At 61.8% G+C, this 19,756-nt stretch carries 21 protein-coding genes and 1 pseudogene; 16 read left to right on the top strand and 6 right to left on the bottom strand.

Annotation, left to right across the window (positions count from 1 at the left end):
* The first annotated feature begins 119 nt into the window (after positions 1 to 119).
* Complete coding sequence (locus tag BXE_RS11840) at positions 120 to 884, top strand: ParA family protein (protein WP_011488535.1); 765 nt, start codon at positions 120 to 122, stop codon at positions 882 to 884.
* Here BXE_RS11840 and BXE_RS47210 read toward each other — a convergent pair.
* Positions 881 to 1,629, bottom strand: a pseudogene (locus tag BXE_RS47210) (heat-shock protein); the annotation flags it as partial. The gene BXE_RS11840 and the pseudogene BXE_RS47210 overlap by 4 nt on opposite strands.
* Before the next feature lie 287 nt (positions 1,630 to 1,916).
* On the opposite strand from BXE_RS47210, the gene BXE_RS11830 reads away from it, so the two are divergent.
* The 10 genes from BXE_RS11830 to BXE_RS11785 all read left to right on the top strand — a co-directional run bounded on the left by BXE_RS11830 (position 1,917) and on the right by BXE_RS11785 (position 10,707).
* Positions 1,917 to 3,080 (top strand): porin, encoded by a 1,164-nt coding sequence (locus BXE_RS11830; RefSeq protein WP_011488534.1) that lies wholly within the window; start codon positions 1,917 to 1,919, stop codon positions 3,078 to 3,080.
* A 162-nt stretch (positions 3,081 to 3,242) separates the two neighbouring features.
* Positions 3,243 to 3,980, top strand: a complete 738-nt coding sequence (locus BXE_RS11825; RefSeq protein ID WP_038457894.1) for a GntR family transcriptional regulator — start codon at positions 3,243 to 3,245, stop codon at positions 3,978 to 3,980.
* A 183-nt stretch (positions 3,981 to 4,163) separates the two neighbouring features.
* Entirely contained in the window at positions 4,164 to 5,147 is a 984-nt protein-coding gene (locus BXE_RS11820) for a 4,5-dihydroxyphthalate decarboxylase (RefSeq protein ID WP_011488532.1), read from the top strand.
* A 35-nt stretch (positions 5,148 to 5,182) separates the two neighbouring features.
* On the top strand, positions 5,183 to 6,181 hold the full coding sequence (locus tag BXE_RS11815; protein WP_011488531.1) for a tripartite tricarboxylate transporter substrate binding protein: 999 nt from the start codon (positions 5,183 to 5,185) through the stop codon (positions 6,179 to 6,181).
* 46 nt (positions 6,182 to 6,227) lie between these two features.
* Positions 6,228 to 6,608: a VOC family protein gene (locus tag BXE_RS11810; protein ID WP_011488530.1), complete on the top strand. Its 381-nt coding sequence runs from the start codon at positions 6,228 to 6,230 to the stop codon at positions 6,606 to 6,608.
* A gap of 176 nt (positions 6,609 to 6,784) precedes the next feature.
* A complete protein-coding gene (locus tag BXE_RS11805; RefSeq protein WP_011488529.1) occupies positions 6,785 to 7,315 on the top strand; it encodes a tripartite tricarboxylate transporter TctB family protein in 531 nt (176 codons plus the stop codon).
* A gap of 12 nt (positions 7,316 to 7,327) precedes the next feature.
* On the top strand, positions 7,328 to 8,875 hold the full coding sequence (locus tag BXE_RS11800) for a tripartite tricarboxylate transporter permease (protein WP_011488528.1): 1,548 nt from the start codon (positions 7,328 to 7,330) through the stop codon (positions 8,873 to 8,875).
* Positions 8,876 to 8,950: 75 nt separating this feature from the next.
* Entirely contained in the window at positions 8,951 to 9,523 is a 573-nt protein-coding gene (locus BXE_RS11795; protein WP_011488527.1) for a chromate transporter, read from the top strand.
* Positions 9,513 to 10,049: a chromate transporter gene (locus BXE_RS11790; RefSeq protein ID WP_011488526.1), complete on the top strand. Its 537-nt coding sequence runs from the start codon at positions 9,513 to 9,515 to the stop codon at positions 10,047 to 10,049. Before BXE_RS11795 ends, BXE_RS11790 begins: the two co-directional genes overlap by 11 nt.
* A 16-nt stretch (positions 10,050 to 10,065) precedes the next feature.
* Positions 10,066 to 10,707, top strand: a complete 642-nt coding sequence (locus tag BXE_RS11785; RefSeq protein WP_011488525.1) for a glutathione S-transferase family protein — start codon at positions 10,066 to 10,068, stop codon at positions 10,705 to 10,707.
* 36 nt (positions 10,708 to 10,743) lie between these two features.
* Here the strand turns inward: BXE_RS11785 and BXE_RS11780 are convergent, their stop codons facing one another.
* Complete coding sequence (locus BXE_RS11780) at positions 10,744 to 11,646, bottom strand: aspartyl/asparaginyl beta-hydroxylase domain-containing protein (RefSeq protein ID WP_011488524.1); 903 nt, start codon at positions 11,644 to 11,646, stop codon at positions 10,744 to 10,746.
* A gap of 353 nt (positions 11,647 to 11,999) precedes the next feature.
* Between BXE_RS11780 and BXE_RS11775 the strand changes: the two genes are divergently transcribed.
* On the top strand, positions 12,000 to 12,251 hold the full coding sequence (locus BXE_RS11775; protein ID WP_011488522.1) for a hypothetical protein: 252 nt from the start codon (positions 12,000 to 12,002) through the stop codon (positions 12,249 to 12,251).
* Positions 12,252 to 12,304: 53 nt separating this feature from the next.
* Here BXE_RS11775 and BXE_RS11770 read toward each other — a convergent pair whose 3' ends face one another.
* The 4 genes from BXE_RS11770 to BXE_RS11750 all read right to left on the bottom strand — a co-directional run bounded on the left by BXE_RS11770 (position 12,305) and on the right by BXE_RS11750 (position 15,211).
* Positions 12,305 to 12,553, bottom strand: a complete 249-nt coding sequence (locus tag BXE_RS11770; protein ID WP_011488521.1) for a hypothetical protein — start codon at positions 12,551 to 12,553, stop codon at positions 12,305 to 12,307.
* Positions 12,554 to 12,639: 86 nt separating this feature from the next.
* Positions 12,640 to 13,020, bottom strand: a complete 381-nt coding sequence (locus BXE_RS11765) for a hypothetical protein (RefSeq protein WP_011488520.1) — start codon at positions 13,018 to 13,020, stop codon at positions 12,640 to 12,642.
* A gap of 53 nt (positions 13,021 to 13,073) precedes the next feature.
* Complete coding sequence (locus BXE_RS47880) at positions 13,074 to 13,202, bottom strand: hypothetical protein (RefSeq protein WP_038457896.1); 129 nt, start codon at positions 13,200 to 13,202, stop codon at positions 13,074 to 13,076.
* 563 nt (positions 13,203 to 13,765) lie between these two features.
* Positions 13,766 to 15,211 carry an NAD-dependent succinate-semialdehyde dehydrogenase gene (locus BXE_RS11750; protein ID WP_011488518.1) on the bottom strand — a complete coding sequence of 482 codons (1,446 nt, stop codon included), beginning with the start codon at positions 15,209 to 15,211 and terminating at the stop codon, positions 13,766 to 13,768.
* Between the two features lie 412 nt (positions 15,212 to 15,623).
* Here BXE_RS11750 and BXE_RS11745 point away from each other — a divergent pair, with 412 nt between their 5' ends.
* The 4 genes from BXE_RS11745 to BXE_RS11730 all read left to right on the top strand — a co-directional run bounded on the left by BXE_RS11745 (position 15,624) and on the right by BXE_RS11730 (position 19,680).
* Positions 15,624 to 15,827: a cold-shock protein gene (locus BXE_RS11745; protein WP_007181784.1), complete on the top strand. Its 204-nt coding sequence runs from the start codon at positions 15,624 to 15,626 to the stop codon at positions 15,825 to 15,827.
* 176 nt (positions 15,828 to 16,003) lie between these two features.
* Entirely contained in the window at positions 16,004 to 17,425 is a 1,422-nt protein-coding gene (hpnJ, locus tag BXE_RS11740; RefSeq protein WP_011488517.1) for a hopanoid biosynthesis associated radical SAM protein HpnJ, read from the top strand.
* Positions 17,422 to 18,582, top strand: a complete 1,161-nt coding sequence (hpnI, locus tag BXE_RS11735; RefSeq protein WP_011488516.1) for a bacteriohopanetetrol glucosamine biosynthesis glycosyltransferase HpnI — start codon at positions 17,422 to 17,424, stop codon at positions 18,580 to 18,582. Before hpnJ ends, hpnI begins: the two co-directional genes overlap by 4 nt.
* 102 nt (positions 18,583 to 18,684) lie before the next feature.
* Positions 18,685 to 19,680 (top strand): flippase-like domain-containing protein, encoded by a 996-nt coding sequence (locus BXE_RS11730; protein ID WP_011488515.1) that lies wholly within the window; start codon positions 18,685 to 18,687, stop codon positions 19,678 to 19,680.
* Positions 19,681 to 19,756: the final 76 nt, after the last annotated feature.

Raw genomic sequence — 19,756 nt, 5'->3', positions numbered from 1 at the left:
CATGAGCGGGCAGGGCGCAGTGTTCAGCGGACATACCGCGGACTGCCCATGTTCGCGCTGTCATTTTGCCGGGGTATGCTCTCCCTTTAGCGCGTTCTTCGAAATAGGGGCAAAGGCAAATGCGGCGTGTCATTTTCAACCAGAAGGGCGGGGTAGGCAAATCGACCATCGTATGCAACCTCGCGGCCATCAACGCCAGCGAGAATCTGCGTACGCTGGTCATCGATCTCGACCCACAGGGCAATTCCAGCCAGTATCTGCTCGGCAAAGAGGCGACCGATCTCAAGCCCAACGTCGCGGACTTCTTCGAAACGGCCTTGAGTTTCAGCTTCAGGCCGGCGCCGGTTTCGACTTTCATTCACCGCACGCCGTTCGAGAACCTCGATGTGATGCCCTCTCATCCGGATCTCGACACGCTTCACGGCAAGCTCGAGTCGCGCTACAAGATCTACAAACTGCGCGACGCGTTGAACGAACTGGACGAGTACGACGCGATTTACATCGATACGCCCCCTGCGTTGAATTTCTATACCCGCTCCGCGCTGATTGCGGTCGAACGCTGCCTGATTCCCTTCGATTGCGACGATTTCTCGCGCCGGGCCCTATATACGCTGCTCGACAACGTCAGGGAGATTCAACAGGACCATAACGCGGGGCTGGAGGTCGAAGGAATCGTGATCAACCAGTTTCAAGCGCGTGCGAGCCTGCCCCTTCGGTTAGTCGAGGAACTGATCAGCGAAGGTTTGCCCGTGCTGGCGTCGCGACTGTCGACGTCCGTGAAAATTCGCGAGTCGCATCAGTACGCCAAGCCGATGATTCACTTCGACCCCCGGCACAAGCTCGCTCATGAATTCATGGCGTTGCATCGGGAACTGATCGGCTAGTCGCACGCGTGTCCGGCTAAGCGAATAGCCGTTTTTGCGTGAATGCCGAGGCCGGTTGCTACGCTCGCCAGCGGATCACCGAACACCTGTTCGGCTTCGGAAAACGAAAACACACCCGCAAGCGCACGCGTCGGGGACGCAAGGCCGGTGGAACCGCCGGTGAAATATACGGCGTCGACTTTCCCGGCAGCGACGCCGGCCAGTCGCGCCGTTTTCCGGGCGGCGTGAACGATCCGCATGCTTTCTTCACACGTCGCGTCGACCAGTTGCTGTTGACCGAAAGCGACGCTCAGGCCCGGCTCGATCGGGTCGATCCCGATGAGCGTGTCACCCCCGGCGGCGATCGCGATTTTTGCCTGCTCCGCGCTCGCGGCAAGCGCGTGACCGGGCCGTCGTTTCACCACACGCATTAGTCGGTCGTGGTGAACCGGATTCCGATACAGGTGGCGCATGAGTCGAAGCTCTGCTGGCCGTTTGGGCGTGTAGAGCGAATTGATCAGGTGCCAGGTCGCGAGCTCGAAATAGGCGTGGTCGGTATTTCGCGTCCTTCGGTGTCCAGGCTGCGGTAGCCGGCCTCCTGCAGGATGGCTGCCAGTTCGACCCGTCGGTCGATATCCGTCCCGGCGACATGTACGCCGTGATGCGCGAATGCGTCCCGCTTGCGATCCATCTTCCCCATTCGCTGCGGGCCGATCCGCACCAGCGAGAAATCCGAAGTGCCTCCGCCGATATCGGCGGCGATGACGGCATTCGAGGTGCCGAAATCTATTGCGCAGTAAGCCATATGGAGTGCGTATGTCAGGAAAACCCTGGTCTGTAAAATGTTGACATTTATCATAAAACCTTCGACACTCGCTTTCAAGTTGTAGGGCACCACCGAAACCGTCTGCTGGACGCAGACGTATTACGGCGCGCGGTGATGCGCAACGGAGCGGTAAAGCAGTTGAAGGTTGAAGTCCGGGGGGCGCCGATCGAGGCCGGCACCCGAACCCATGAATTACTTTCAGGCTGACATAAAATTAGGAGACTTAAGTGATTACCCGTAAGGCTCAGAAGCTGTTGTGTGTCGTAGCGTTGGGAGGGGTGACGGGCGCGGTTCACGCTCAGAGCAGCGTCACCCTTTATGGATTGATCGACGCCGGCATTAGCTACGTCAATCACGCGGAGAACGCGTCTGGAGGCAGTTCGAGTCTCGTCAAGTTCGACGACGGCATTAACGGAGGCAACCGTTGGGGTTTGAAGGGCGCGGAAGACCTGGGCGGCGGCTATAAGGCCGTGTTCACTTTGGAAAATGGTTTCGGCCTGGCCGACGGCTCCCTCAGCCAGGGCGGCGCGCTGTTCGGCCGGCAGGCTTTCGTCGGGATATCCAGAACCGGCGTCGGCACATTCACGATGGGGCGTCAGTATCCGTTCTCACATGACTATCTGAACCGGTATGCGACAGGCGGCCTGACTGCCGGCGACGCTTACGCTTACCACATCGACACGCTCGATCTGCTGACGTCGGTGCGGATCAACAACTCGGTGAAGTTCGACAGCGTGCGAATGTACGGCTTCAAGGTCGGCGCGATGTACGGTTTTTCGAATGCCGCAGGGGAGTTCGGCGGCTCGAACGGAAATAATGGCAAAGGCGGCTCGTCCCGCACCTACAGCTTCGGATTCGACTATCGCAATGGGCCGTTCAGCATGGCCTTCGCTTACACCGACATCACCTATCCGCTGCAGGAAGTACCGCCGCTCAAGTTGACGCTGGCCAATGTCGAACCGCTGGGCGAGCGCGATCTGCGCACCTTGGGCATTGGCGCCAAGTACCAGTTCGGTTCGCTGCTCGGTTACGCGCTCTGGACCAATACGCGGCTGGAGAATCTGGACCACAGCGCGGCTACGCTCAACATCTACGAAGGCGGCGTGGTGTATCAGATCAGCGCGCCGCTGGAGGCGGCACTGGGTTATACGCGCACGCAGGTTCGAGGGTCGGCCACAGGCTCGTGGAACCAGATCAACAGCAGCGTGGAGTACGCGCTGAGCAAGCGCACCAGCGTCTACGTGCTGGCGATTTACCAGAAGGCCTCGGGATCGAACGACGGCGTACCGGTGCAGGCGATGATCGGCAAGTCGACGAGTTACTTCGGCAACTCGGGAAGCGATGCGCAAAATCAACTCGCTTTCCGGATAGGAATGCGGCACCGGTTCTGAGGGCTGGCGAAGAGCCGCTCAGCCTGATTTCAGATGGGGCTGGCGTGAAAATGTCAGTGAGATGGCAGGGGCGTCAGGCCCGCCGCACGGGCCTTCGACAGAGACGGGATCAGGAAAAGTAAAGTGTTGACATTTTTCAGGGTGCACCCTAGACTCGTTTTCATGGAAACTGATCACATCTCCCCCACCGTCTCGCTGGCTGACTTCCGGGCGCACACATTGACCGGCGTGGTTCAGCACGAGATCGAGCGAATGATTCTGAGCGGCGAATTGAAGCCGGGTCAGCGGCTCAATGAGAAGGCGGTCGCAGACAGGCTTTCTGTGAGCCGCGGGCCCGTGCGTGAGGCGTGCCGCGCGCTCGCCGAACTCGGCCTCGTGTATCTGATCCCGCAGCGTGGCGTATTCATTCAGCGTGTCACACGTGACGACGCAATTGAAGTCTACGATTTGCGCGCGGGACTCACGGCATTGTCGGCATCGCTGCTCGCGCCGCTAATGACCGAAGAGATGGCCACCCAGCTTGACGCTTATGTCGACGAGATGCAGGAGGCCGCGCAAAAAGGGGATTTTTCGCGGTTCGATCCACTAAACCTCGAATTCCACGACTACATCGTGCGTTCAACCGGTAACTCGCGGCTGATCAAGCTCTATCGCGGCTTTGTTAAGGAATTTCATCTGTTCCGGGTTCACGGAATGGTTCAGCGTGGCGCGTTGCTTCAGTCGAATGACGAGCATCGCGAGATCGTCAATGCGCTCAAATCCCGCAACGCCAGCCTGAGCTATGAGACGAGTTTCAGCCACGTGTCGAAGGGGAAGGAACGCATGCTCGTCGCGTTGGACGGTCTGGTGAAATCCGGAGAAGAAAACGCCGTGCCGCCCGCCGCCGATCAGCTCGCCTGACAAAGGCGGGCGCGCACAAAAAAACCGAAGCAGGACCGCGCGAAGAGTGCGCGGATCGATGACCGCCCAACGTTGCGTCGGGCGCATGATTATTATTTTGCAGTACGAATTACGGAGGCGGATCGATGCTCGTTTTCAAGTACCGGTCCCCAGTTTTCATATTAGCCTACGGTGCTTTTCTCTATGCTTGAACTATCGCTGGCTTGCCAGGTTACGGACCGCACACGTGCGCTGATCGACGGAAAAGCCGTGATCGACGGCTGCCGGATCAACTTCGTGAATGGGCCCGCCGAAGAGCTCTTTCAACGCGCGTTCCGTCATGGCGAATTCGATATATCGGAGCTGTCGCTCGGCACGCACCTGCTGACTACCGCTCGTGGGCAAAGCAGTTATATCGGTGTGCCGGTGTTCCTGTCGCGCTCGTTCCGTCATTCGGCGATCTATATCCGTACCGATCGCGGCATCGATTCCCCGCAAGCGCTAAAAGGCCGTCGTATCGGCGTGCCCGACTTTCAGCAGACGGCGGGAATCTGGGCGCGCGGCATGCTCGCGGACGAATACGGCGTTCGCAGCCGCGACGTGCAGTGGAGGGTCGGCGGTCTCGAACAGACCGGCCGCGAGGCGCGCGTGCCGTACAACCTCGCGCCCGCTATTCAGGTGGAGCCGATCGCCTCGGACCAGACGCTCGCGCGCCTGCTCGACGAAGGAGAGATCGACGCGGTGATCGCGCCGAAACCGCCTTCGTGCTTCGGCCGCAATGAACACGTGCAGCGTCTTTTTCCCACCTTCCGCGAAGACGAGGAGACGTGGTTCCGGAAAACGCGACTCTTCCCGCCCATGCATGTGGTCGGCATTCGCCGCTCGCTCGTCGAGCAGCATCCGTGGCTGCCGGTCAATGTGTTTGCCGCGTTCAGGAAGTCGCGCGATATCGCGCTCGACGAACTCGCGATAACCGACACGCTGCGCGTCATGCATCCGTGGCTCACGTCCGAATACGAGCGCGTCAAATCGCTGATGGGGGTGGACTACTGGCGCTACGGTCTGAAAGAGAACCGTCTCGACCTCGACACGTTGCAGCGTTATGCGAAGAGCGACGGGCTGATCCAGAACGAGGTGCCAATGGAAAGCCTCTTCGCCGCCAGTACATTCGACGCATTCAATTTCTAAACGGCCACAGAGCACTATAAACAGGAGACGAAGTGATGAGGAGGAGGCTTGAGATATCAGGTGTCGCGCGTGGCATCTGTGTCGTGCTGCTATCGGCGTGCGCGACGCTGGCGAGCGCCGCGGACACGTGGCAGCCCCGACGGCCGGTCGAGATCGTGGTGCCGAGCGCGCCTGGTGGAGGACTCGATCTGGTTGCCCGCACGCTGCAGAGCGTCATTCAGCAGGAGAAGCTGTCGCCCCGGCCCGTTACGGTCATCAACCGGCCTGGCGGAGGCGGCACGGTCAGTATCGCGTACATCAATTCACACGAAGGCGACGGCCACTTTGTCACGGTAGAGGCGCTGCCGCTGATCACCAACCGGATTACGGGCCTTTCCACGGTAGGTATCGACGACGTGACGCCGCTTGCCGTGTTCGTGACCGAGCAGGTGGTGTTCTCGGTGCCGGGCAATTCGCCGATCAAGTCGGGCAGCGATCTCGTGCAGATGCTCAAGAAAGATCCCACCAGCGTCACGCTGGGCGTGTCGAGTTCGCCGGGCGGTCAGAGTCACGACGCCGCGGCGCTCGTGATGAAAGGCGCCGGCCAGGATCCGAAGAAAATCAAAGTCGTATTTTTCGATTCAGGCGGTGAAGCGTTGACGGCGTTGATGGGCGGCCACGTAACGGCTGCCGCGACGCCTGCGGGCGTGGTGTTGGGACCGAGCAAGTCCGGCGCGGTGCGCATGATTGCGATTCCCGCCGGCGCGCGTCAGGGCGGCGAACTGGCAGGCGTGCCGACGTGGAAGGAGCAGGGCATCAATGTGGACTTTACGACCTGGCGCGTGCTGGTCGGTCCGAAGAACATGACGGCCGCCGAAATAGCGTGGTGGGACAACGTATTGCAGAAGGCTACCTCGTCGCCGGAGTGGGCCGTGGCCGTGAAACGGAATCTTTGGACTGCAGACTATAAAAACAGCACTCAGACCCGTGCATTTCTTCAGGACGAGCGCAATCGCCTGACCCCTCTGCTTGGCGAGCTTGGCATCGCGAAGTAGCGAATCTTTCTTCCAACCCGCAGTACCTATCGACATGGAGATCCATATGTCACGCATCGTTCACCTCGCAGTCAAGGTCGACGACCTCGAACAGGCGACCCGTTTCTATACCGAAGTGTTCGGCTTCAAGGAAGTGAAGACCGGGCGCAACCGCGAGCACATCTCGCGTCACATGACCGACGGTCACATCGACTTTACGTTGATGAAGTACGACAGCGAAGACTCGCACGAAGCGCAACTCGCCGGCGCCGGTCCGCGTTTGCACCACTGGGGCGTCACGGTCGACGACCAGGAAGTGGCCGCCGAGAAGATCAAGCAGTACGGTGGCGAGATTCTTTCGGCGAAAGGCGAGGGTGCACTGAAGTTTCGCGCACCGGACGGCACGATCGCCGAGGTGGTGAAGCCGGGCCGCTACAACGAGAAGTGATGCGGCGCTGCCGTAGCTGAGACGTCGCGCATTGGCTGCACGGCGCAAGCGGCGGGCGCGGCACGACGCGCTCGCAAATAAACGGGCACGACTACGCGAGCTCCTCGTGGGCCGCGTGAACCGGCGGCAGCGGCCACCCTGGGCAGCCGCCGCCGGAGTCGAACTCTGGAGGAGACATGAAAAGCATCAGCAGCGATGTATGGCTCGCATTCTGTGTAATGGCGCTCGCCGCAGCGTACCTGTACATGGATATGCGCTTGCCTGAAGTCCGCCTGAGCGACCCGCTCGGGCCGAGGGCGTTTCCGGCTCTCGTCGGCGTGGGACTGATCGCCTCGGCGCTGGTTATCCTGCTCGAAGGGCGCGGCAAGGTTCATTCGAAAATGGCTGAACCGGTTTGCGCGCAGACTTCCGCGCAAACGGCGGCCGACACAAAGAACCCGCACGCGGAACAGACGGCGCCCGAACCGAAGCAGCGTCCGTTCGTCCTGATCGGCATGGTGGTCTGGACCGCCGTCTATTACCTGTGTTTCGAGCGTGCCGGCTATGTACTCTCGACCTCGGTGTTTCTGTTTGGGCTGCTCAGCTATTTCAACCGTCGACGCCACAAAACCAATCTCGCCATCGCGCTCGGCGTGACGGTGGTCTTCGATCTGCTGTTTTCCCAGCTTCTCGGCGTTCCGGTGCCGACCGGCCTTCTCCCATTTTGAGGCGTTCGCATCATGGACAGTCTGCAAGGCATTCTGCACGGACTCGCGGTTGCCGCGACACCGATGCATCTCATGTATACGCTTTTCGGTGTGTTCATCGGCACGATGATCAGCCATTTGCCGGGCATTGGCCCGTCGGCGGGAATTGCATTGCTCATTCCGGTGACCTTCGGCATGGATCCCATTTCGGCCCTCATGATGCTCACCGGCATTTATTACGGCTGCATGTATGGCGGCGCGGTCACCGCGATCCTGCTCAACACGCCGGGAGACGCAGCCGCAGTGATGACCGTGCTCGACGGCTATCCGCTGGCAAGGAAAGGCCGAGCGGCCGCCACGCTGGCGATTGCCGCGGTCAGCTCGTTCATGGCCGGCATGATGGGCGTAACCGCGCTTGCGTTCGTCGCGGCGCCGCTCGCTGCCGTCGCGCTGCATTTTGGGCCTACTGAATATTTCGCGCTGATCTGCTTCGCGCTGTCGACAGTCGGCGCGCTCACCGGCGATTCGCTGGGCAAAGGGATGATGGCGGTATTCCTCGGGCTCGGTCTCGCAACAGTCGGGATCGATCTGCAAAGCGGGGTGCCGCGTTTTACGCTCGGCCTCACGCAACTCCAGGACCGGGTGAACTTTCTCGTGGTGGTGGTGGGTCTGTTCGCCATTGCCGAAGTCAGCCGGATGGTCGAAGGCACGCTCGGCGGCACGCTGCACACCGTGCGCGTGGAGGGCAAAGTGTGGTTCACCCGCCAGGAATGGCGCCGCGCGCGGCCGGCGATCTTTCGCGGCTCGGCGGTCGGCTTTATCTGCGGCGCGGCGCCGGGACTCGGCGGCACGCTCGCGGCGATGCTTTCGTATGTGCTGGAAAAGAAGATCTCGAAGCATCCGGAGGAGTTCGGCCACGGCGCGATCGAAGGGGTTGCGGCGCCGGAAGCGGCGACCAACGCGGACACTTGCGGCGCGTTCGTGCATCTGCTGGCGCTCGGTGTTCCGGGGTCCGGCGCGACGGCGGTGATCATGGGCGCGTTCATCATGTATGGCATCCAGCCCGGCCCGATGCTGTTTCACACCCAGCCGGATCTCGTCTGGGGCCTCATCGCGAGCATGTATATCGGCAACATCATGCTGTTGCTGCTGAATCTGCCACTCGTCGGCATTCTGTCGCGAATCCTCTATGTGCCGTCCGGCGTGCTGCTGTGTCTGATTCTCGTGATCGCGTCCGCAGGGGTGTATTCATTCAGCAATGACGTGTTCGACCTGTTTCTCGCGCTGTTCTTCGGCATTGTCGGCTACGCGTTTCGCAAGTTCGACATTCCCAAGGCACCGCTGCTCTTCGGGCTGATTCTGGGCCACACGCTCGAGCAGTCGTTCCGTCAGGCGCTGACCATTTCGAATGGCGATCCGAGCGTGTTTCTTCGCAGTCCCATCGCCGCGAGTCTGCTCGGCTGCGCCGCAATCAGCGTGGCGGCGTCGGTCTGGAGCCGCCGGAGAAAATCGTCGAAGCTGGTGCGTGAGGTGGAGGAGCAGGTGGCCGCCGCGCATCGGCTGGCGAACGAGCGGCATTGACGCCACCTGAGTTTTATCCGTGCGGCAGCGCCGGCTGCCTCCGTCGCGACAGGTAACAGCAAGGAGTCAGCCTGCATGCAATCCGTGTCCGTGCGTAAAACGAATGACGTGTCGTTGCTGCAGATTCTTCTGTTGTTCGCGCGCGTCGGGCTCACGAGTTTCGGCGGCGGCCTGTCCGCGTGGATCTATCGCGAAGTGGTGACGCAAAGAGGCTGGCTGGATGAAGATGAGTTCCTTGGGGCACTCACGCTCGGGCAGATCCTGCCCGGCTCGAACGTGATCAACCTGTCGATCTATGTCGGCTACCGCATGAAGGGTGCGATCGGCAGCACGGTTGCCGTGTCTTCGTTGCTCGTGCCGCCTATGGTGGTGATCGTTCTGCTCGCCACGGTGTTTCATCAGTTCGCGCAACTCGCGTGGCTGCATGAGTTTCTCGAAGGCGTGGCCGCCGCGGCGATCGGCATGACCGCTTCGGTGGGCTTTCGCACCGCACGCTCGCTGCTCGCGGTACGACGCTGGCCGCTTGCGCTGATCGCCGTGGTCTTCGTCGCGGTCGGCGTGCTGCGCTGGCCACTCGTGCCGGTCGCACTGGTGGCGGGAGCCGCCGGGTTGTACCTCGCCTCCAGGAGCCGTCACGGTGCGCGATAACATCTACCTGCAACTGATCGCCGTATTCGCGCCGCTGTCGTTGCTGTCGCTGGGCGGCGGACAAAGTATCGTCGCCGATATCAACCAGCAGGCCGTTGCAATCCACGGCTGGGTCACGCAGGCGGAATTCGTCGACCTGTTCGCGATCTCGCGCGCGGCGCCCGGCCCGGGTGCGTTGCTGACGACACTGATCGGCTGGAAGGCGTCCGGTTTCATGGGTGCCGTGGTTGCTTCGCTGGCGCTCTTCGTACCGTCTTCGATGCTTGCCTACGGTGCGACGATCGCATGGACGCGGCACAAGCAGCATCCCTGGCACCGGACCGCGGAGCAGGGCCTCGCGCCGGTTGCAACCGGGCTGATTCTCGCAGGCGCATTTTCGGTGCTGCACGCTTCCTCGTCCACATGGACGATCTGGGCGCTCGCCGCCATCGCGTTGGCCCTTTTTCTTTCACGCCCGAAGATGAATCCGCTGATCGTTCTATTCGGCGCGGGGCTCGTGAATGTGATAATCGCCAGAATTCACTAGCCAATGAGGTATTGCAATGCAGGTCTATGGCCGACGCAGTTCGATCAATGTGCAGAAAGTGCTGTGGTGTCTCGCTGAACTGGGTCTCGCGGAAGGGCGGGAATTTTCACGGATCGATGCGGGACTCGAATTCGGCGTGATCGACACGCCGCAGTATCGCGCGCTCAATCCGAACGCACTGGTGCCCACGCTCGTCGACGGCGAGTGTGTGCTGTGGGAATCCAATACGATTGTGCGTTACCTGGCCGCGAAATACGACGCGCACACCTTGCTGCCGTCCAAACCCGCTGAGCGCGCCGACGTCGAGCGCTGGATGGACTGGCAACTCGGCACGCTGTGGGCGACATTGCGCGTTGCGTTCCTGGGGCTGACCCGCGTGCCGGAGGCGCAACGCGACTATGACGCCATCGGGCGTTCATATCGTGAAGCAACGCGGCTTCTCGGCATTGCGGACGCGGTCCTCGAAAAACACGACTATCTCGCGCAGGATCGCTTTACCGTGGCCGATATCGGCGTTGGCCTCGCGGCGCACCGCTGGGTGCATCTGGCCGAACGGTTTGCCGGGCGGCTGGACGCGCCGCAACCGCTGCCCTCGCTGGACCGGTGGCTTCAGGCGATCAGAAGCAGGCCGGCCTTTTCCGCGGCGGTCGTTTCCTGAATAGGGGGAGGCGCGGCGCACACGCGCCTCGCCAGATTACAACGCGGCGAATAGACCTACGATAATCGCGCCGAACAGAATCCATTTGATCATGTAGTACGTTGGCCGGTGCCATGCCTTGATACGCTTGCCGAGCCGCCGCACGGCATACAGGTATTTGAAAATGAGATTCAGAAAGCCGGTGCGATCTCCGGCTTCGTTCGGCGAGGTTGCCGCGCGAAGCAGAATGGCGGAGAACATTCGATTGAGCGCGGCCGCCCAGCGAAAGTACATTGGACGCTCGATGTCGCAGAAAAGAACGATGCGCGACTTATCGGTTTCATTCTTCGCGTAGTGAATATAGGTTTCGTCGAATAGCACGGCTTCGCCGTCGCGCCAGTAATAGTGCTGGCCGTCTACGTCGATATAGCATTTAGGGTCGTCCGGCGTGACGAGTCCAAGGTGATAGCGAATGGATCCCGCGTACGGATCGCGATGGCGAACGAGACTCGCGCCCGGCGGCAATTGCGCGAACATGGCGGCCTTGACGGTGGGGATATCCTGCAGCAACCGCGTGGTGACCGGACACAGGGCTTCAGCGGAGGGATGAGGCGCGTCATACCATTTCAGATAAAAGCGCCGCCAACCCGTTTTAAAGAACGAGTTGAAGCCAATGTCGTTATAGTTACTCGACGCGGATATCTTTTGTGCCGCATCTACTGCGAGCGCCTCGTCCCGGATGGTTTTCCAGTTGGCCTGTAATGCCGCCAGCTCCGGAAAAAGCTTTTTATCGATGAAGGCGTTGGACTTGAGTGTCGACAGCATGTACCAGAGGCAATTGACCGGTGCCATGAATGTCGAATGGTCTGATAGTTGCCGCCAGAATCCGAATCGGACCGTGCCGCGCCGTGAAACATAGGCGGCACTCGCTGTGAACCAGATAAGAATAAACCACCGCATGCTTGCTCCTGAAGCGCACGTGGCAGCGTAATTGCGCTGCGGATTCTGAAAATGCACATCTTATATAAAAGATAAATTCGGTGCTTTTTCGCCGACATGCGCTTCTGCAGAAGAGCCACTGTGAGCGCCGTCCTTAACAGTCACCGTATGGTGGTCAGGGAAACGGCGTATTTCGAGCAAATGGTTTTATCAAACACTCGACGAACAGTCGTTTTCCATTGTAGTAGCAGCAGCAACAGTGAATTCAGGATTGGCGGATTTATCCCGCTGCGCCGGGCACCTACACTACATCTACCGCTGCAACAAGAGCACCATCCGCAGCATGTAGAAAGACAATCTCTGGAGGTGGTTTCATGAAGTCGCTCATTCAAGCTGTTGCTATCGCCGTTGTTCTTGCCGCGCCGGTGGCTTCGTTCGCTCAGTCGTCCAGCCAGCCCGCGTCGCAAGACGCACAGGGCGTGCAGGCGCAGGCTTCGGGCCAGCAGGTCCCGGCTCAAGCCGATAACAGCGGTTATGGTTCAGGTAGCCGTGGTACGTGGCAAGCCGGTCACGGCACGGACACGACGGTCAGCTCCTATTCGCCGCCGATTTACAACGCCCGTTGAGCGAACGGCGAAGCGCGCGGCGAGCGTAGCGCCGCGCGCAAGCAGACTGTTTTCTATGGCGCGCGCAACAGGGTCATCTCGTTGTGCAACAGCGCCAGCAGATCATCGTCGTCAGGTCGCGTGCCCCAGTGCCGCGCGCCCGCCACTGACGCAATCGCGATCCACGAGTGAGGTGGAAACCATTCGCGCAATAGTGCGCCGTCCTGACGCAAACACAATTGACCGGTCTGCTCGCTATATTCAGCGCTGATCAGCGTGTCGTTGATTTGCGCGGTGACTCGTCTCGGATCGCTGCGTAGCAAAGCGTCGCTCCTGCAGAAGATGTGGCGCGGATGCGTGTGCGTTGCCGCGTCATCGCGTCATCACTGATGCGAGCGCGGCATGCGCATCAATGCTCGCCGTGATCGTGGCCGCGGTCGTCGCCCTGACCATGCCACCCATTGTCGTGGCCGCGCCAGTCGCCATGCGGGCCGCGCGCCTCATGCCATTCGCGTCCACCGTGATGGCGCTCTTCCCACTCGCGCCGGTCCCAGTAGCGGCGGCCGTCGTAGTAGCGCTCGCCGTACCAGCCCGGACTCACCACGACCACCGGCGGAGCCGGCGCGTAGACCGGAGGTGGCGGGGCATACACGGGTTCAGGCGCATATGCGACCCCCGGAATGCCGATGTTCACGCCTACATCGACGTGGGCCAGCGCGGCTGACGATGCGCCAATTCCCAGACCCGCAACGATCGCCACGGACAGCCAGCGGTTTCGTGATTCGTTCATGTTTTATTTCCGGCTTCTACGGTGGTGAGTGGACAGTCTTGCGCGGTTCGCGCTCAATAGTGGTCGCGATCGTGATGGTAGTGATCGTGGTCGTGATAGCCGCCTTCCGGAACTACGATGCAACCGCTCAATGCACCGCCGAGCGTGACGGCCAGAATGGCCAGCGCGAAAATTCTTTTCATGGCATTGCTCCCGTTTCCTTGTGACCCGAACTCTACTGACCGGCGGCATTACCGGTGTGTTTGTGTGTAACAGGACGTGTCGATAGCCGCGTGCGGCGGCAACATGTGGGTGGTGTGAAGAGCTTGCGCCGGAGCGTAATGCGCGTAACGAGCGGATGACGGGCGGCGTCGCGCCAGACACGCAAGCCGTTGAACACGCTGTGAAAAAGACGCAATGGCGGCGCGGCTTGCGTACCAGGGTGGGGCGGCTGGCAGTTGGGTCGACCGGGCTCAGGCGTTCGGCGCGGCGTATCGCGGCAGCCATGCCGCACGGATACATTCAGTTGCAGAGTCAGTCGCTGCCTGGCAACTTCAGCCGTTCAGGTGGATTGAGCGGGTTGATCGTGCGTTTTCGCGTCGTGCGCAAGCAAAAGGGATAAGCAAAAGGGATAAGCAAAAGGGATAAGCAAAAGGGATAAGCAAAAGGGCGCGGACAGATGACAATAAAAAAAGTCCGCGAGCGAAAGCTCGCGGACCTCGTACAGGGTAAAGAGGCGGCGGCGAACGCGCCGCCTGAGCCGGCCTTAAACCGCCATCACGGATACCGCCTTGGTGACCAGGTAGCCTTCCATCGCTTCCGGGCCGCCTTCCGAACCGTAACCCGAATCCTTCACGCCGCCGAACGGCATTTCCGGCGACGGCGTAGCCGGCTGGTTGATCCACAGCATGCCCACTTCCACCTGCTGCGACAGCAGGTGCACGTTGCTGAACGACTTCGTGAACGCGTAGCCCGCCAGACCGTACGGCAGACGGTTCGCTTCGGCGATCGCTTCTTCGAGCTTGTCGAAGCCGCGAATCGCCGCGATCGGGCCGAACGGCTCGTTGTTGAACACGTCGGCTTCGAGCGACACGTTGGTCAGCACGGTGGGCGCAAAGAAGTTGCCTTCCGAGCCCACGCGTTCGCCGCCCGTTTCGACCTTGGCGCCGGTTTTACGCGCGTCGTCGAGCACCTTGCTCATTGCGCTCAGACGCCGGGCGTTGGCGAGCGGCCCGAGGGTCGTGCCTTCGGCGAGGCCGTCGCCCAGCTTGAGGCCTTCAGCATGCTTGACCAGCGCCGCGGCGAACTCCTCGCGGATGCTGTTGTGCACCAGGAAGCGCGTGGGCGAGATGCAGACCTGGCCGGCATTGCGGAACTTCGCGCCGCCCGCGGCCTTGACGGCCAGCGCCACGTCGGCGTCTTCGGCCACGATGACCGGAGCGTGACCGCCCAATTCCATTGTCGCGCGCTTCATGTGCGCACCGGCCAGTGCCGCCAGTTGCTTGCCGACCGGCGTCGAACCGGTGAACGTGACCTTGCGGATCACCGGATGCGGAATCAGATAGCCGGAAATTTCAGCCGGATCGCCGAACACGAGACCGACCGTACCCGCCGGCACGCCGGCCTCGACGAAAGCCTGCAGCAGTGCTGCCGGCGACGCCGGTGTTTCTTCCGGGGCCTTGACGAGGAACGAGCAGCCGCACGCGAGTGCCGCGCTCAGCTTGCGCACCACCTGGTTGACCGGGAAATTCCACGGCGTGAAGGCCGCTACCGGGCCGATCGGCTCCTTGAGCACCAGTTGCTGCGCCGCCAGGTTGCGCGACGGCACGATCCGGCCGTAGACACGGCGGCCTTCGTCGGCAAACCATTCGATGATGTCCGCCGCCGCCAGCACTTCAATACGCGCTTCGGCGAACGGCTTGCCCTGTTCCTGCGTCATCAGACGGCCGATGTCCGAGGCCCGCTCGCGCACCAGCGCGGCGGCGCGGCGCATGGTCGTGGCGCGCTCGTTGGCCGGCACTTTGCGCCAGGCTTCGAAGCCGCGCTGCGCGGCGGCGAGCGCCCGGTCCAGATCGGCAATGCCGGCGTGCGCCACTTTGCCGATGGCCTGGCCGGTGGCCGGGTTGATGACGTCGAGGGTCTTGCCGCTGGCGGCGTCGCACCATTCGCCGTTGATCAGAAGTCGGGTATCGGTATAGCTCGGAATGGCCATGCTGGGGTTCCTGTATAGGGGAAAACGGCAGGCCGCGCGATCGTCACACATGGGGGCTGGACCTGCGCGGGCCCTGGATGGACTGCAGATTGCAAACATCTTATCTGATTGTGCGAAATCGCACCGATGGGTGGCCGTGCGCACGATCCACGGCACGCGTTTTGCTGCGCGACTGCCGCGGCGGCGAAAAACTGGTCGAAGCGGCGCCGCGCAAAGAAGCGTAGAGTCGAGCAGCAGTAGCAGAAACCGGCCTGATCCCGCGGCCGTGGATGTTGCCGGAAGCAGGCGCAAGCGTGATGCAAGACAGCACGCGGAAGCAGCGCCGAAGCAGCAAGCGAGGCAACCTTCAGAAGCGGCGGGCGAAACCCGGCCAATGCAGGCCAATCAACCCAGATGCACACGAGGAATCGACATGCCAACCGGTACAGTGAAATGGTTTAACGACGCGAAAGGCTTTGGCTTCATCACGCCCGACGACGGCGGCGAAGATCTGTTCGCCCACTTCTCGGAGATCCGTTCCGAGGGTTTCAAGTCGTTGCAGGAAAACCAGAAGGTCAGCTTTGAAATCAAGCAGGGGCCGAAGGGCAAACAGGCGGCGGACATCAAGCCGGTCTGAACGCAGGGGCCGGTTCGCGCGCGACAGGCGCGCGGCCGGTCAGTGGATTTGCTTAAGGTTTCCTTCAGCTTTGCTCCGTAGTATTTGCGCGATTGCCCGCCGCCCGGCGGGAAATAGTTCCGACAGTTTGTCGCTAGAGAACTGAAAGCGCCGATACAAGCCTTGCTGGAGCATCCATGAAAACCCTGTTCTTGCAGGCGCCGTCGTACGACGGCTTCGATGGTGGCGCGGGTTCGCGCTATCAGGCCAAACGTGAAGTCCGTTCGTTCTGGTATCCCACGTGGCTCGCGCAGCCCGCCGCACTCGTGCCCGACAGCCGCGTGCTCGATGCACCGGCAGATGGTCTGTCGGTCGAACAAACGCTGGACATTGCCGAGCAATACGATCTGGTGGTGATCCACACCAGCACGCCGTCCTTTCCCACCGACGCCCTGTTCGCCGAAGACCTGAAGAAGCGCAAACCGTCCGTACTGATCGGCATGGTGGGCGCCAAGGTCGCCGTCGATCCGCACAATTCGCTGACGGCTACCGAAGCGATCGACTTCGTCTGTCGCGAGGAATTCGATTTCACCTGTCAGGAAGTCGCCGAAGGCAAGCCGTTCGCGCAGATCAAAGGTCTGAGCTATCGCGCCGCCGACGGTTCGATCGAGCACAACGAAGCACGCCCGATCCTCGAGAACATGGACGAGTTGCCGTTCGTCGCGCCCGTCTACAAGCGCGATCTGAAGATCGACAACTACTTCATCGGCTATCTGAAGCACCCGTACGTGTCGATCTACACGGGCCGTGGTTGCCGCTCGAAGTGCACGTTCTGCCTGTGGCCGCAAACGGTGGGCGGGCATCGCTACCGCACGCGCTCGGTGGAGAACGTGCTGGCGGAAGTGAAGTGGATTCGCGACAACATGCCTGAAGTCAGGGAGATCATGTTCGACGACGACACCTTCACCGACTTCAAGCCGCGTGTCGAAGAAATTGCCCGCGGTCTTGGGCAACTGGGCGTGACGTGGTCGTGCAACGCGAAAGCGAACGTGCCGTACCCGACGCTGAAGATCATGAAGGAAAACGGCCTGCGCCTGCTGCTGGTCGGCTATGAATCGGGCGACGACCAGATCCTGCTGAACATCAAGAAGGGTTTGCGCACGGACATCGCACGCCGTTTCAGCGACGATTGCCGCAAACTCGGCATCAAGATTCACGGCACCTTCATTCTCGGTCTGCCGGGCGAAACGCAGGACACGATCCAGAAGACGATCGAATACGCGAAAGAGATCAACCCGCACACGATCCAGGTATCGCTCGCGGCGCCGTATCCCGGCACGACGCTCTACAACCAGGCGGTCGACAACGGCTGGCTCGAAGAGAACAAGGTGATCAACCTCGTCAGCAAATCGGGCGTGCAGCTCGCGGCGATCGGCTATCCGCATCTGTCGCGCGACGAGATTTACCATCAGCTCGAAAACTTCTACAAGCGTTTCTATTTCCGGCCGTCGAAGATCTGGGAAATCCTGCGGGAGATGCTGACGAGCTGGGACATGATGAAACGGCGCCTGCGCGAGGGTGTCGAATTCTTCCGTTTCCTGCGCGCCCACGAGGCGTGAGCGCCGCGCATCTGGTCGCCGTCACGCTGGCCTGCGCCTGCGCGGCGGGCGCGGTCTTCGGCATTGGCTACACCGTGCTTGCCGGTGCGCTGATCGGACGGTTCTTCGAGCGGGCGGTGTCCGAGCCGAGCGAGTTCGTGCCGGTCACGATCGTCAAGCCGCTGCATGGCAACGAGTGGGCGCTGCTCGACAATCTTTCCAGCTTCTGCCGGCAGGACTATCCGGGGCCCGTGCAGTTTCTGTTCGGCGTGCACGATTCGGCCGATCCCGCGCTGCAAACCGTCGACGAACTGCGCCGCCTCTATCCCGAAGCGCACATCACCGTGGTGGCCGATGCGCGTCTCTACGGGCCGAACCGCAAGATCAGCAACATCCTCAATATGCTGCCGCAGGCGCAGCACGACGTGTTCGTCTTCGCCGACAGCGACGTGAGCGTCGAGCCGGACTATCTGCGCAATGTGATCGGCGAATTGCAGAAACCCGGCGTGGGGCTCGTCACCTGCGCGTATCGCGGACAGCCCGACCCTGGCTTCTGGCCGCGTCTGTCGGCCAAGGCGACCAACTATCAGTTCCTGCCGGGCGTCGTGACCGGTCTCGCGCTCGGGCTTGCGCGCCCGTGTTTCGGCCAGACCATTGCGATGCGGCGCGACACGCTCGAAAAGATTGGCGGGCTGACGCCGTTCGTGCGGCATCTGGCGGAAGACCACGCGATCGGCGAGGCGGTGCGCATGACCGGCGAGAAGGTGGCGATCCCGCCGTTCACGATCTCGCATGCGTGCGTCGAAGCGAGTGCGGCGCAACTGATCGCGCATGAACTGCGCTGGAGCCGCACGATCCGCCGCATCGATCCGCTCGGCCATCTCGGCTCGGCGCTGATTCATCCGTTCGCGTTCGCGCTGCTCGCGCTCGTCTTCTCGGGCGGCGGATGGTGGGCATGGTCGCTCGCGCTGGCCGCCATGTGCGCGCGCCTCGCGTTGAAACTGCTGTCCGATCGCGCGTTGAAGCAGGCGCATCGCGACCTGTGGCTGCTGCCGTTATGGGATATCGTATCGTTTGCGATTTTCGTCGCGAGCTTCTGCTCGTCGCGTGTGATCTGGCGAGGCTTCAGCTTCAACGTGGACGGCGACGGCCTGCTGTCGGCGGCGCAGGACGAATGACGGACGAAGGGCAGCCTGGATCGGCATGATGGATCGTTTTTTCGAAGCAGCTGTTATACGCGGCGCAACGCGCCGCAAGCGCGCGCACGAGGTGGCCGCGTGATGAAGCATCTCGGCCGCGTGGCCGCGCTAGCCGGCCTGCTGGTGTCGCTCTGGCTCGTCTGGCACGACAATCCCGGCGCCGTGCTCGGTGCACTGCGCGCGGCCGGCGCGGGGCTGCTGCTGGCGGCGCTCGCACACGTGCTCCCCATGCTCGCCAATGCCTACGACTGGCGTTCGCTGATTCGCGGCGCGAACCGTCCCGGCGTCCTCAACATGCTGCATCTCGCGTGGGTGCGCGAATCGGTCAACAGCATGCTGCCGGTGGCGCGCATCGGCGGCGAAGTGGTGTCGTTCCGCATGCTGCGGCGCTGGGGCGTGCGACCCTCCACGGCGGTGGGCAGCATCGTCGTCGACATGCAGCTCACGGTGATCAGCCAGTTGCTCTTCACGATGGTCGGCATCGGCTTTCTGTTCGCGCATGCGCATTCCGGCACGCTGCGGCTTGCCGGGCAACTGGCCTGGGGCGTGGTGGTGCTTACGCCGCTCTTCGTGCTGTTCGCGCTCGTGCAGCATGCGAGTCCGTTCGAACGCATCACGCGCGCGCTCAATCACATGACGAGCGGCAAGCTCGCCGCGCTGGTCGGCCAGTCGGCGCAGATCGATCAGGCCATCAAGCTGATCTGGCGGCGGCGTGGCGTGGTGCTGCGCTATCTGTTTTTCTGGCAACCGCTGCAGTGCTTTCTCACGTCGCTGGAAATCTGGCTGGCGCTGTATTTTCTCGGCGTGCACGTCACGCTCGTCGAAGCGGTGGTGATCGAATCGCTGATCCAGGCGATCAGCAGCGCGGCGTTCTTCGTGCCGGGTGGTCTGGGCGTGCAGGAGGGCGGCTTCATTCTGATCGGCGGCGCGCTCGGCCTCGACCCTTCCATCTGTCTCGCGCTGGCCGGCGCGCGCCGGATTCGCGATCTCGTGATATTCGTGCCGGGGCTGATTGCGTGGCAGTTCGCGGAGTCGTCGAACCGGGCGCCGCAGCGAGCGTTCGGGCGCTCGCCTTAAGCGACGAACGGCGCGCGGCGCAAGGCCCACCAGGACACTACCGTTCGCAGTACATCGGGCACGTGGACGCGACAGA

Origin of the sequence: Paraburkholderia xenovorans LB400 (assembly GCF_000013645.1) — a bacterium.
Lineage (GTDB): Bacteria > Pseudomonadota > Gammaproteobacteria > Burkholderiales > Burkholderiaceae > Paraburkholderia > Paraburkholderia xenovorans.
The sequence above is the reverse complement of the archived record's forward strand: the minus strand, read 5'-3'. Positions and strand labels throughout refer to the sequence as shown.

Bases quoted from the DNA above. Each gene is read 5' to 3' on its own strand.
- BXE_RS11765 (WP_011488520.1), bottom strand. From the start codon at position 13,020: ATGAACGAATCACGAAACCGCTGGCTGTCCGTGGCGATCGTTGCGGGT.
- BXE_RS11745 (WP_007181784.1), top strand. From the start codon at position 15,624: ATGCCAACCGGTACAGTGAAATGGTTTAACGACGCGAAAGGCTTTGGC.
- BXE_RS11815 (WP_011488531.1), top strand. From the start codon at position 5,183: ATGAGGAGGAGGCTTGAGATATCAGGTGTCGCGCGTGGCATCTGTGTC.
- hpnJ (WP_011488517.1), top strand. From the start codon at position 16,004: ATGAAAACCCTGTTCTTGCAGGCGCCGTCGTACGACGGCTTCGATGGT.
- BXE_RS11750 (WP_011488518.1), bottom strand. From the start codon at position 15,211: ATGGCCATTCCGAGCTATACCGATACCCGACTTCTGATCAACGGCGAA.
- BXE_RS11825 (WP_038457894.1), top strand. From the start codon at position 3,243: ATGGAAACTGATCACATCTCCCCCACCGTCTCGCTGGCTGACTTCCGG.
- BXE_RS47880 (WP_038457896.1), bottom strand. From the start codon at position 13,202: ATGAAAAGAATTTTCGCGCTGGCCATTCTGGCCGTCACGCTCGGCGGT.
- BXE_RS11730 (WP_011488515.1), top strand. From the start codon at position 18,685: ATGAAGCATCTCGGCCGCGTGGCCGCGCTAGCCGGCCTGCTGGTGTCG.
- BXE_RS11800 (WP_011488528.1), top strand. From the start codon at position 7,328: ATGGACAGTCTGCAAGGCATTCTGCACGGACTCGCGGTTGCCGCGACA.
- BXE_RS11795 (WP_011488527.1), top strand. From the start codon at position 8,951: ATGCAATCCGTGTCCGTGCGTAAAACGAATGACGTGTCGTTGCTGCAG.
- BXE_RS11805 (WP_011488529.1), top strand. From the start codon at position 6,785: ATGAAAAGCATCAGCAGCGATGTATGGCTCGCATTCTGTGTAATGGCG.
- BXE_RS11810 (WP_011488530.1), top strand. From the start codon at position 6,228: ATGTCACGCATCGTTCACCTCGCAGTCAAGGTCGACGACCTCGAACAG.
- BXE_RS11780 (WP_011488524.1), bottom strand. From the start codon at position 11,646: ATGCGGTGGTTTATTCTTATCTGGTTCACAGCGAGTGCCGCCTATGTT.
- BXE_RS11785 (WP_011488525.1), top strand. From the start codon at position 10,066: ATGCAGGTCTATGGCCGACGCAGTTCGATCAATGTGCAGAAAGTGCTG.
- BXE_RS11775 (WP_011488522.1), top strand. From the start codon at position 12,000: ATGAAGTCGCTCATTCAAGCTGTTGCTATCGCCGTTGTTCTTGCCGCG.
- BXE_RS11820 (WP_011488532.1), top strand. From the start codon at position 4,164: ATGCTTGAACTATCGCTGGCTTGCCAGGTTACGGACCGCACACGTGCG.
- BXE_RS11840 (WP_011488535.1), top strand. From the start codon at position 120: ATGCGGCGTGTCATTTTCAACCAGAAGGGCGGGGTAGGCAAATCGACC.